The 10789-nt window shown below is 68.0% G+C and carries 9 protein-coding genes; 5 read left to right on the top strand and 4 right to left on the bottom strand.

The annotated features are described in order from the left end of the window. On the top strand, positions 1 to 501 hold a 501-nt coding region (locus tag BM436_RS31955; RefSeq protein ID WP_143133403.1), incomplete at its 5' end, for an NAD(P)(+) transhydrogenase (Re/Si-specific) subunit beta. Between the two features lie 70 nt (positions 502 to 571). Here BM436_RS31955 and BM436_RS31950 read toward each other — a convergent pair. Genes BM436_RS31950 through BM436_RS31935 form a run of 4 tightly spaced genes read right to left on the bottom strand, consistent with a single transcriptional unit; the run spans position 572 to position 4955 of the window. Further along, positions 572 to 1834 (bottom strand): UbiH/UbiF/VisC/COQ6 family ubiquinone biosynthesis hydroxylase, encoded by a 1263-nt coding sequence (locus BM436_RS31950; RefSeq protein WP_093560469.1) that lies wholly within the window; start codon positions 1832 to 1834, stop codon positions 572 to 574. Next, positions 1831 to 3165, bottom strand: a complete 1335-nt coding sequence (gene pepP / locus BM436_RS31945) for a Xaa-Pro aminopeptidase (RefSeq protein ID WP_093560467.1) — start codon at positions 3163 to 3165, stop codon at positions 1831 to 1833. The genes BM436_RS31950 and pepP overlap by 4 nt, the downstream gene beginning before the upstream one ends. After that, positions 3162 to 3881, bottom strand: a complete 720-nt coding sequence (gene murU / locus BM436_RS31940) for an N-acetylmuramate alpha-1-phosphate uridylyltransferase MurU (protein WP_093560465.1) — start codon at positions 3879 to 3881, stop codon at positions 3162 to 3164. Before murU ends, pepP begins: the two co-directional genes overlap by 4 nt. A gap of 9 nt (positions 3882 to 3890) precedes the next feature. Beyond that, a complete protein-coding gene (locus tag BM436_RS31935) occupies positions 3891 to 4955 on the bottom strand; it encodes an aminoglycoside phosphotransferase family protein (RefSeq protein ID WP_093560478.1) in 1065 nt (354 codons plus the stop codon). A 99-nt stretch (positions 4956 to 5054) separates the two neighbouring features. Between BM436_RS31935 and BM436_RS31930 the strand changes: the two genes are divergently transcribed. From BM436_RS31930 to rsmA, 4 genes are all read left to right on the top strand, one after another. Beyond that, positions 5055 to 7319, top strand: coding sequence for an LPS-assembly protein LptD (locus tag BM436_RS31930; RefSeq protein WP_093560463.1), 2265 nt, complete (start codon positions 5055 to 5057; stop codon positions 7317 to 7319). 76 nt (positions 7320 to 7395) lie between these two features. Beyond that, entirely contained in the window at positions 7396 to 8787 is a 1392-nt protein-coding gene (locus BM436_RS31925; RefSeq protein WP_093560461.1) for a peptidylprolyl isomerase, read from the top strand. 19 nt (positions 8788 to 8806) lie between these two features. Beyond that, positions 8807 to 9880, top strand: coding sequence for a 4-hydroxythreonine-4-phosphate dehydrogenase PdxA (pdxA, locus tag BM436_RS31920; protein WP_093560459.1), 1074 nt, complete (start codon positions 8807 to 8809; stop codon positions 9878 to 9880). A gap of 19 nt (positions 9881 to 9899) precedes the next feature. After that, complete coding sequence (gene rsmA / locus BM436_RS31915; RefSeq protein ID WP_093560457.1) at positions 9900 to 10679, top strand: 16S rRNA (adenine(1518)-N(6)/adenine(1519)-N(6))-dimethyltransferase RsmA; 780 nt, start codon at positions 9900 to 9902, stop codon at positions 10677 to 10679. Positions 10680 to 10789 lie beyond the last annotated feature (110 nt).

Below are 10789 nucleotides of genomic sequence, written 5' to 3'. Positions count from 1 at the left end.
GACGACGCGGCCTTCATCATGGCCAACGCCGAAACCGTGATCATCGTGCCGGGCTACGGCCTGGCGGTGGCGCGCGCCCAGCACTCGCTGAAGGAGCTGGTCGAGAAGCTGACGCACAAGGGCGTGACCGTGAAGTACGCGATCCACCCGGTGGCGGGCCGCATGCCCGGCCACATGAACGTGTTGCTGGCCGAGGCCGAGGTGCCGTACGACCAGGTGTTCGAGATGGAGGACATCAACGGCGAGTTCGGCCAGACCGACGTGGTGCTGGTGCTGGGCGCCAACGACGTGGTCAACCCCGCCGCCAAGGATCCGAAATCGCCGATCGCCGGCATGCCCATCCTCGAGGCCTACAAGGCCAAGAGCATCATCGTCAACAAGCGCTCCATGGCCTCGGGTTACGCCGGCCTGGACAACGACCTGTTCTACCAGTCCAACACCATGATGGTGTTCGGCGACGCGAAGAAGGTCATTGAAGACATGGTCAAAGCCGTCGAGTAAGCGAGCTGAGGCCACAAAAAGGGGTCAGGTTCGGTATTTTTTAAAAAAATACCGAACCTGACCCCTTTTTTTATCGGCGGCCGTACATCATCAGCTCGGCCAGCAGGCCGCGCGCGGGGGCGACGAGGTCGATGGCGGCCAGCGAGGCGCCCAGCAGCGCCTGCGCGGGGCTGTCGTTGGCGAACACGCGGGCCATGGTGTCGGTCAGTTGCACGGTCAGGCCGCGGTCGGCCTTGCGCTGCTGGTTGAAGCGGTCCAGCATGGTGGGGTTGGCGCCTTGCGCCAGCAGGCGCGCCAGCACGGCGGCGTCGCGCAGGCCCAGGTTCAGGCCCTGGCCGGCGACCGGGTGCAGCGTCTGCGCGGCGTTGCCGATGGCGGCGATGCGCGGCGTGCCCTGCGCGCCGGCGTTCAGGCCCAGCGGAAAGGCGAGGCGGCGCGTGGCGTGCGTGAACCGGCCCAGGCGCGCGCCGAAGGCCTCGCCCAGCCTCGCCAGGAAGGCCTCGTCGTCCAGCGCGAGCAGCTCCCGCGCGTGCTCCGGCTTCACGCACCAGACCAGGGCGTATTCATCGTCCTGCGGCAGCAGCGCCAGCGGGCCCTCGCCGGTGAAGCGCTCGTAGGCGCGGTGCGCCACCGGCGCGCTGGCGCGGACCTGGGCGATGATGGCGGTCTGGCCGTAGTCGCGCTGGCTGGCCTTGGCGTTTTGCTCGCCGAACAGGCCGCCCTCGGCCTGCACCACCACGGCGGCGGCCAGCGTGCGCTTGCCGGCCTCGTCCTCGATGGCGATGTCGACGCGGTCCGCGTGCTCCTCGAAACCCGTCACCAGCGCGGGACGCAGCGCGGCGACGCCGGCGCGGTCGCAGGCGGCGCCCAGTTCCGTCACCAGCGCGCCGTAGCGGCTGACGTAGCCCAGCGCGGACAGTTTGTGCTCTTCGCGGTCGATCACGCTGCGGCCGAACCGGCCCTTGCGCGACACGTGGATCTGGTGGATGGCGGTGGCGGGCACCGGCCAGCACTGGATGTCCTCCAGGATCTGGCGGCTGCCGTGGGACAGCGCGAGCGAGCGCGGGTCGTTGCCGGCCTGCTGCAAGGTGCGCGCGTCGATCAGCGCGATCCGTGCGGGCGCCACGCCGCGCTTGACCAGCAGCGCGGCCAGCGCCATGCCGGCCGGGCCGGCGCCGCAGATGGCGATGTCGACATCCAGCGCGGCGGGAACGCTGCAAGCGGCCGCGCCGTTGCCGTCGTCGCCGCCGATGTCGCCGCCGCCGCCGGCCCGCTGGCGCCCGGTCTCGCCGCCGTGCGCCGCGCCGCCGTTGGCCGTGTGCGGGCCGCTCATGCCGCTTGCCGCATCAGTTGTTCGATCTCGTCCACCGTCTTGGGCGCGGCGGCGCTGAGGATGGTGTAGCCGTCGCCGGTCACCAGCACGTCGTCCTCGATGCGGATGCCGATGTTCCAGTACTGCTCCGGCACGCCTTCCGCGGGCCGCACGTAGATGCCCGGTTCCACCGTCAGCACCATGCCGGGCTGCAGCGGGCGCGATGGCTTGCCCGCCGTGCGCACGTCGCGGTACAGGCCCACGTCGTGCACGTCCATGCCCAGCCAGTGGCCGGTGCCGTGCATGTAGAACCGCAGGTAGGCCTTGCTGGAGATGACCTCGTCCACCGAGGCGTGTTGCGCCTTGTCCAGCAGGCCCAGGTCCAGCATGCCCTGCGCCAGCACGCGCACGGCGGCGTCGTGCACCGACTGGTAGGGCTGGCCGGGGCGGATCGCCTGCAGCGCCGCCGCCTGCGCGGCCAGCACCAGCTCGTACAGCGCGCGCTGCGGCGCGCTGAAGCGGCCGTTGACGGGATAGGTGCGCGTCACGTCGGAGGCGTAGCCATCGAGTTCGCAGCCGGCGTCGATCAGGACCAGGTCGCCGTCCCTGGTCTGGGCGTTGTTGGCGACGTAGTGCAGCACGCAGGCGTTGGCGCCCGCCGCCACGATGGTGGTGTAGGCGGGCGCCTGGGCGCCGTTGAGGCGGAACTCGTACAGCAGTTCCGCCTCGATCTCGTATTCGTGCATGCCGGGCCGCGAGGCGCGCATCGCGCGCGCGTGGGCCTGGGCCGAGATGGTGGCGGCGCGCAGCATGATGGCCTGCTCGCCGGCGTCCTTGATCAGCCGCATCTCGTCGATCAGCGTCGGCAGGTCGTGCGCGGTGGCCGGCGCGGTGACGCCGCCGCGCGACTGCGCGCGCACGGCGCCCAGCCAGCCCTGCATCCGCGCGTCCAGTTTGGCGTCGCGGCCGAGCGCGTAGTAGACCGCGGGCGCGTTGCCCAGCAGCTTGACGATTTCCGTGTCCAGCGCGGCGATGGGAAAGGACGCGTCGAAGCCGAAGGCGGCGCGCGCGGCCTCTGGGCCGTGGCGGTGGCCTTCCCAGATTTCGCGCTCGGCGTTCTTCTCGCGGCAGAACAGCACCGACAGGGCGGGCGCATCGCCGCGCGCGGCCACCAGCACGGCCACCGCCTCCGGCTCGCCGAAGCCGGTGAGGTAGTGGAAGGAACTGTCGTGGCGGTAGGGGTAGTCGCTGTCGCCGTTGCGCGCCACTTCCGGCGCGGTGGCGATGACGGCCACGCCGCCCGGTTCCATTTGCGCCAGCAGGCGCGCGCGCCGCGCGGAATAGGGCGTCATTGTTTCGGCGCTCCCGGTTTCACGCCGTTCAGTTCATCGAGCTGCTGCGCGGTGCCGACGTTGACCCAGTCGCCATCGAACACCTCGCCGCCCACCTGGCCCAGGTCCGCGTACTTGCGCAGCAGCTTGCCCAGGCCCGCGTGCTGGCCGGGCGCTATGCCGTCGAACATCTCCATGCGGTAGACGCCGATGTTCCCGAAGTTCCACAGCCGCTCGCCCTCGTTGGCCACCGTGTACAGGTTCAGCGCGAAGTCGCCCTTGGGGTTGTGCCACGGGTTGGGCGTCAGGTACAGCCAGGCCACGTCGCGCTTTTCCTTGGGATAGGGGTTGCCCCACATGTCCTTGTCGTGCAGGACGTCCTTGACCTGCTCGAAGTCGAAGTAGGGGCAGTAGATGTCGGCCGAGATGGCGAGGAAGGGTTCCTCGCCCAGCAGGTGGCGCGCGTAGGCCACGCCGCCCGCCGTTTCCAGCGCCTCGGCCTCGGCCGAGTACTGGATGCGCGCGCCGAACCGGCTGCCGTCGCCCAGCGCCTCCTCGATCATGTGGCCGAGGTGGGCGTGGTTGATGACGATCTCGGTGATCCCGGCGCGCACCAGGTTCAGGATGTGCCAGACGATCAGCGGCCGGCCGCGCACTTTCAGGAGCGGCTTGGGGCAGGTGTCGGTGAGCGGACGCATACGTTCGCCGCGTCCGGCGGCGAAGATCATGGCTTTCATACGGTCCCCTTAGAAGGTGTAGCCGACCTGGGGCTGCTTGTTTTCCAGCGCGTCCAGCAGGCGCACCAGCGGTTTCAGGTCCTTGTAGCGGTTGGCGGTCTTGCGCACGTAGTCCATCACGGTCGGCAGGTCGCCCATGTAATTGGGCTTGCCGTCGCGGTGGTTCAGGCGGCAGAAAATGCCCAGGATCTTGATGTGGCGCTGCAGCGCCATGTATTCGAAGTCCTTGTAGAAGGCGTCGATGTCGCGGTTGACCGGCAGGCCCTCGGCCTTGGCGTGCTGCCAGTAGCGGATGGCCCAGTCCAGCACCAGTTCCTCGTCCCACTGCACGTAGGCGTCGCGCAGCAGCGAGGCCACGTCGTAGGTGACGGGGCCGTAGACGGCGTCCTGGAAATCGAGGATGCCGGGGTTGCCCTCGTCCATCCACATCAGGTTGCGCGAGTGGAAATCGCGGTGCATGAACACCTGCTGCTGCGCCGTGCAGTTGGCCAGGATGGCGTCGAACACGCCTTTCAGTTCGGCCGCCTGCTTGTCGGTCAGCGTGACGCCCAGGTGCTTGCCGATGTACCACTCGGGGAACAGGTCCATTTCGCGCTGCATGAAGGCGCGGTCGAATTCGGGCAGCACGCCGGGCTGGCTGGCCTTCTGGATCTTCACCAGCGCTTCCAGCGCCTCGGCGTACATGGTGGAGGCGTTGTCCGGGTCCAGCACTTGCAGGTAAGTGCTCACTCCGAGATCGGACAGCAGCAGCAGGCCGCGCTCCACGTCCCGCGCGACGATGGCGGGCACGGAGACGCCGGCGTCGGCCAATAACTGATCGACCTTGACGAAGGCGGGCACGTTCTCGCGCTCGGGCGGCGCGTCCATGACGACCAGGGTGGCGCCCAGTTCCGCCTGGTGCGCGGGCAGCACGTCGACGCGGAAATAGCGGCGGAAGCTGGCGTCGGCGGAGGCGGGGCGGGCGGACGCGGGGTCCACCAGGTCCAGCGTGCGCAGCCAGTCTTTCAACAGGATCAGGCGGGCATCGGCGCTGGCATCGGCGCCGGATTGTGATGAGTTAGACAATAAAGACATGAAACAGGCCTGTGGAATCCGGTTGATGGTAAAGATTCCCATATAATAAGGGATTCAACTTAAAAAATCGCCTGCAATGGTGTCACGACCCTTCATTTCATGAGCCGGTTCCCAGCCCCTCCCAACCCGCAACGCTGGGCGTTTGCCTTTACCGCGCTCGTTACCGCAACGACGGTGCCCGGCTACGCCCAGGTCGCGCCGAAACGCGTGCATGTGGTGGACAAGAACGCGCCCACCGTGGTGCGCGCCGAGGAGATTTCCGGCCGCCCCGAACGCGAATTGAACCTGGACCGCGACGTCGAGATCGTGCGCGACAAGACCCGCGTGACCGCCGACACGGCCTGCTTCCGCCACGTCGAGGACGAGATGGAGGCCAAGGGCCATGTGCGCATCTGGCGCTTCGGCGACTATTACACCGGCGACGAGGTCAAGCTGAACCTGGAGTCGGGCAAGGGCTATCTGCTCAACCCCACCTACCAGCTGGAGTTGAACCACGCGCAGGGCAAGGCGCAGCGGGTCAATTTCATCAACGAGGACGAGGCGGTCGTCATCGACGGCACCTACAGCACCTGCCAGGGCCCGAACCCGGACTGGTACCTGAAATCGAGCACCCTGAACCTGGACTCCGGGCGCGACGTCGGCGTGGCCGGCAAGACCGTGGTCTATTTCAAGAACGTGCCGCTGATCGGCACCCCGGCGCTGTCGTTCTCGCTGTCCGGCGCGCGCCGCTCCGGCTGGCTGCCGCCGATCCCGGGCTTCGGCTCCAAGGGCCGCGCCGAGCTGACCGTGCCCTACTACTTCAACATCGCCCCCAACCGCGACCTGACCGTCTACCCGCGGCTGATCGCGCGCCGCGGCGTGCAACTGGGCGCGCATGGCCGCTACATCGGCGAGACCGACGCCGGCAGCTACGCCGGCGACACCTTCGTCGAGTACCTGCCGAACGACAAGCAGGCCGACAAGGACCGTTGGATGATCATGTCCAACCACACCCAGGCCATCGCCAAGGACTGGTCCTACGGCTGGAACGTGCGCGCCGCGTCGGACGACAACTACCCGAACGATTTCTCCAAGACCGTGGCCGGCAGCGCCGAGCGCCAGCTGCTGCGCGAACTGCGCAGCGACTACCGCGGCGAGTACTGGAGCCTGTCGGCGCGGGTGCAGAAGTACCAGGTGCTGCAGGACCCGGCGGCCATCACCGACCCGTCGCTGTTCGTCACGCGGCCCTACGACCGCCTGCCGGCCGTCAATTTCCACGCCGCGCGCTACGACGTGGGCGGCTTCGACTGGCAGGTGGACGCCGAGGCGACCAGCTTCTGGCATCCGACCGCCATCCGCGGCAACCGCATGGTGGCGATCCCGCAGATCAGCTATCCCATCATCGGCCCCAGCTTCTTCGTCACGCCCAAGGTCATGCTCAACGCCAGCGCCTACCAGCTGGAGGCGCACGACGGGCGCGAGGCGCGCTCGCTGACGCGCACCGTGCCCACCGTGTCGCTGGACTCGGGCCTGGTGTTCGAGCGCGACTCCACCCTGTTCGGCCGCGCCGCCACGCAGACGCTGGAGCCGCGCCTGTTCTACGTGAAGACGCCGTACCGCGACCAGACCGATTTCCCGGTGTTCGACACCGCCGCCTCCACCTTCAACTTCTCGCAGATCTTCAGCGAGAACCGCTTCGTGGGCTCGGACCGGGTGGGCGACGCCAACCAGGTGACGGCGGCCGTGGTGTCGCGCTTCCTGGAGTCCAGCGGCGCCGAGCGCCTGCGCCTGGCGTTCGGCCAGCGCTTCTATTTCAGCGACCAGCGCGTGCAGCTGGGTTCGACCACCGCCAGCCAGGACTCCAAGTCCGACATGCTGCTGGCCGCCACCGGCCGCATTTCCGAAAGCTGGGGCGTGGACAGCGCGGTGCAGTACAATCCGTCCGACAGGCGCGTGGTCAGCTCGAATTTCGCGCTGAACTGGATGCCCGGACCGAAGAAGGTGCTGAACCTGGGCGCCCGCTTCCTGCGCGACAGCGTCAACACCACCACCGGCCTGGCCAACAACGACGGTTTCAAGAACGTCGACCTGTCCAGCCAGTGGCCGCTGACGGACCGCTGGTTCGGCGTCGGCCGCATCAGCTACTCGCTGAAGGACAACAAGATCCTGGAAAGCCTGGTGGGATTGGAGTACAACGGCGATTGCTGGGTCTTCCGCATGGGCGCGCAGCGCTTCGTGACCACGGCCCGGCAGGCGTCGACGCCGATCTTCTTCCAGCTGGAGCTGAACGGCCTGTCCAAGTTCGGCATCGGCAACCCGCTGGAGGCGCTGCGCAACAGCATCCCCGGCTACCAGCGCCTGAACGAAGGCAGCAACCGCCATTAACGCGGCAAGCAAGGCAGCAAGTTGAATTCACCGATCCACCTGACTCATGAGCGTCACATCTATGCGTAATGCCCGTATGCACCAACTCAAGATCGCAGCCCTGCTGCTGTGCGCCGTCGCCGCCGGCGGCGACGCGCTGGCCCAGGACGCCAAACCGGCCGCGGCTCAGGCGGCCGGAACCAAAGGCTTCACGCCGCCGGTGCCGGTCGGCGAGAGCCGCAACGCGCCCATCGATTCGATCGCCGTGGTCGTCAACGACGACGTCATCACCCGCCGCGAACTGAGCGAGCGCGTGAAAACCATGGTGCAGCGGATGAAGGCGCAGCAGGTGCAACTGCCCGGCGAGGCCGACCTGCAGCGCCAGATCCTGGAGCGCATGATCGTCGAGCGCGCCCAGATGCAGCTGGCCAAGGAAATGGGCGTGCGGGTGGACGACAACCAGCTCGACCGCACCATCGCCCGCATCGCCGAGCAGCAAAAGATGACGGTGCAGCAGATGCGCGACCAGCTGGAGAAGGAGGGCACTTCCTTCGCCACCTTCCGCGAGGAGATCCGCGAGGAGATCATCATGCAGCGCCTGCGCGAGCACGAGGTGGACTCCAAGCTGCAGATCTCGGAGGCCGAGGTGGACGCCCACATCGCCGCCGAGGCGGCGGCCGCCGCCGAGCAGTTCGAGATGAACATCTCGCAGATCATGGTGCGCATCCCCGAGAACGCCTCGCCCGAGGTGATCGCGCAGCGCAAGGCGCGCGCCGACGAGGTGATGCGCCAGCTGCGCACCGGCGCCGACTTCGCCAAGATGGCCGCCACCTATTCGGACGCCAGCGACGCCCTGAAGGGCGGCGAGGTGGGCTGGCGCGCCCCCGACCGCCTGCCGCCGCTGTTCGCCGAGGCGCTGACCAAGCTGAAGCCGGGCCAGACCACGCCGGTGATGAAAAGCGTGACCGGCTTCCACATCCTGAAGCTGGTGGACCGGCGCAGCGTGGCCGAGGCGCAGGCCGCCTCCGCCGTGCAGCAGACCCGCGCGCGCCACATCCTGATCAAGGTGACGCCGACCATGAGCGCGGCCGACGCCAAGCGCAAGCTGACCGAATTGAAGGAACGCCTGGACAACAAGGCCGCCAAGTTCGAAGACCTGGCGCGCCTGGTCTCCAACGACGGCTCGGCCGCCAAGGGCGGCGACCTGGGCTGGTTGTACCCGGGCGACACCGTGCCCGAGTTCGAGGCCGCCATGAACGGCCTGAAGCCGGGCGAGGTCAGCTCGCCGGTGGAAACCAGCTTCGGCTTCCACCTGATCGAGGTGCTCGAGCGCAAGAGCGAGGACGTGTCGAAGGAGAAGCAGCGCAACGCCGCGCGCAACGCCATCCGCGAGCGCAAGCTGGAAGTGGCCGTGGACGACTGGCAGCGCCAGGTGCGCGACCGCGCCTACGTCGAATACCGCGCGGAAGAACTGAAACCGGCACAGTAACCAACAAGGGGGGCAAGCCATGGGCGCCACTTTGCACAATCGGCGCCCGGGAGCGCGCCCCGCCATCGCCGTCACCAGCGGCGAGCCGGCCGGCATCGGTCCCGAGATCGCCATCCGCGCGGCCTGGGCCATGCGGGCCGAGGTCAACTGCGTGCTGCTGGGCGACGCGGCCTTCCTGGCCATGACGGCCGGTTACATCGATCCCGCCATCCGCCTGTCCGCGCTGTCGCTGCAGGCGGTGCGCAACGGCGGCATGCCGCATTTCGGGCCGGACCGGATCAGCGTGATCGACGTGCCGCTGTCGGCCCACGTCGTGCCCGGCCAGCTGGACAAGGACAACGGCCGCGCCGTGCTGGCCACGCTGGACGCCGCCATCGAGGGCGTGCGCGCCGGCTGGTTCGAGGCGGTGGCCACCGCGCCGCTGCAAAAGAGCACCATCAACGACGCCGGCGTGAAGTTCTCCGGCCACACCGAATACTTCGCCGAGCGCACCGGCACCGCCCAGGTGGTGATGATGCTGGCCGGCCAGCCCTGCGCGCCGGCCGACAGCCCGCCCTTGCGCGTCGCGCTGGCCACCACCCACTTGCCGCTGAGGGACGTGGCGGCCGCGCTGACGCGGGAAGGCCTGGCCACCACGCTGGACATCGTCGCGCACGACCTGAGGACCAAGTTCGGCATCGCCGCGCCGCGCATCCTGGTGGCGGGCCTGAACCCGCACGCGGGCGAGAACGGCTACCTGGGCCGCGAGGACATCGAGGTGGTCGGTCCCGCCGTGGAGGCGGCGCGCGCGCGCGGCATCGACGCGCGCGGCCCGTATCCGGCCGACACGCTGTTCCAGCACAAATACCTGAAGGACGCCGACTGCGTGCTGGCCATGTACCACGACCAGGGACTGCCGGTGCTGAAGTACGCGACCTTTGGGCGCGGCGTCAACATCACGCTCGGCCTGCCGCTGATCCGCACCTCGGTCGACCACGGCACGGCGCTGGACTTGGCCGGGAAGGGGCTGGGCCTGGCCGAGCACGGCAGCATGGAAGAGGCGATCGCCACCGCGCTGCGCATGGCCAACGCCGTGCATGCGGCCGGCAAATAAACCCGACAAGAAAAACATCATGAAACACATCGCACGCAAACGCTTCGGCCAGAACTTCCTGCACGACGACAACGTCCTGAGCAACATCACCGAATCCATCAACCCGCGCGACGGCGACACCATGGTGGAAATCGGCCCCGGCCTGGCCGCGATGACGGACCAGCTGCTGCGCTCCCTGAAGCACATGCACGTGGTGGAACTGGACCGCGACCTGGTGGCCCGGCTGGAAAAGAAATACGAGCCGTCGCGCCTGACCATCCACTCCGGCGACGCGCTGAAGTTCGATTTCGGCGGCATCCCGGTGCCGGAGGGGAAGAAGCTGCGCGTGGTCGGCAACCTGCCGTACAACATCTCCAGCCCGCTGCTGTTCCACCTGGCCGAGTACGTGGACAAGGTGCAGGACCAGCATTTCATGCTGCAAAAGGAAGTGGTCGAGCGCATGGTGGCCGAGCCGGGCAGCAAGGTCTACGGCCGCCTGTCGGTGATGCTGCAATGGCGCTACAACATGAGTTTGCTGTTCGTGGTGCCGCCGGAGGCCTTCGACCCGCCGCCGCGGGTGGATTCGGCGATCGTGCGCATGATTCCGGTGGCCAATCCGCTGCCGTGCGACGGCCCGACGCTGGAGGCGGTGGTGCAGAAGGCGTTCTCGCAGCGCCGCAAGGTGATCCGCAACTGCCTGTCCGGCATGTTCACCGAGGAGCAGATCGTGGCCGCCGGCATCAACCCCACCGACCGTCCCGAAACCGTCGGCCTGGCCGCCTACGTCGCCCTGGCCAACCTCCTCAAGCCCGCCGCCTGAGCAAAAAAAAAGCCCGCTCAGGGAGCGGGCTAAATCCAATTCTTGTTGAGAGAGTTGGAGGAGACAGGTGCAATTATGCTGCGTTGCGGAATATATGGCCAATTTATTTT

This window comes from Pseudoduganella namucuonensis (assembly GCF_900116645.1).
Lineage (GTDB): Bacteria > Pseudomonadota > Gammaproteobacteria > Burkholderiales > Burkholderiaceae_D > Rugamonas > Rugamonas namucuonensis.
Note: the sequence above shows the minus strand (reverse complement) of the source record. Positions and strands in the feature narration are given on the sequence as shown.

Coding starts and splice junctions, on each gene's coding strand:
- BM436_RS31950 (WP_093560469.1), bottom strand. CDS start 1,834: ATGAGCGGCCCGCACACGGCCAACGGCGGCGCGGCGCACGGCGGCGAG.
- pepP (WP_093560467.1), bottom strand. CDS start 3,165: ATGACGCCCTATTCCGCGCGGCGCGCGCGCCTGCTGGCGCAAATGGAA.
- murU (WP_093560465.1), bottom strand. CDS start 3,881: ATGAAAGCCATGATCTTCGCCGCCGGACGCGGCGAACGTATGCGTCCG.
- BM436_RS31935 (WP_093560478.1), bottom strand. CDS start 4,955: ATGTCTTTATTGTCTAACTCATCACAATCCGGCGCCGATGCCAGCGCC.
- BM436_RS31930 (WP_093560463.1), top strand. CDS start 5,055: ATGAGCCGGTTCCCAGCCCCTCCCAACCCGCAACGCTGGGCGTTTGCC.
- BM436_RS31925 (WP_093560461.1), top strand. CDS start 7,396: ATGCACCAACTCAAGATCGCAGCCCTGCTGCTGTGCGCCGTCGCCGCC.
- pdxA (WP_093560459.1), top strand. CDS start 8,807: ATGGGCGCCACTTTGCACAATCGGCGCCCGGGAGCGCGCCCCGCCATC.
- rsmA (WP_093560457.1), top strand. CDS start 9,900: ATGAAACACATCGCACGCAAACGCTTCGGCCAGAACTTCCTGCACGAC.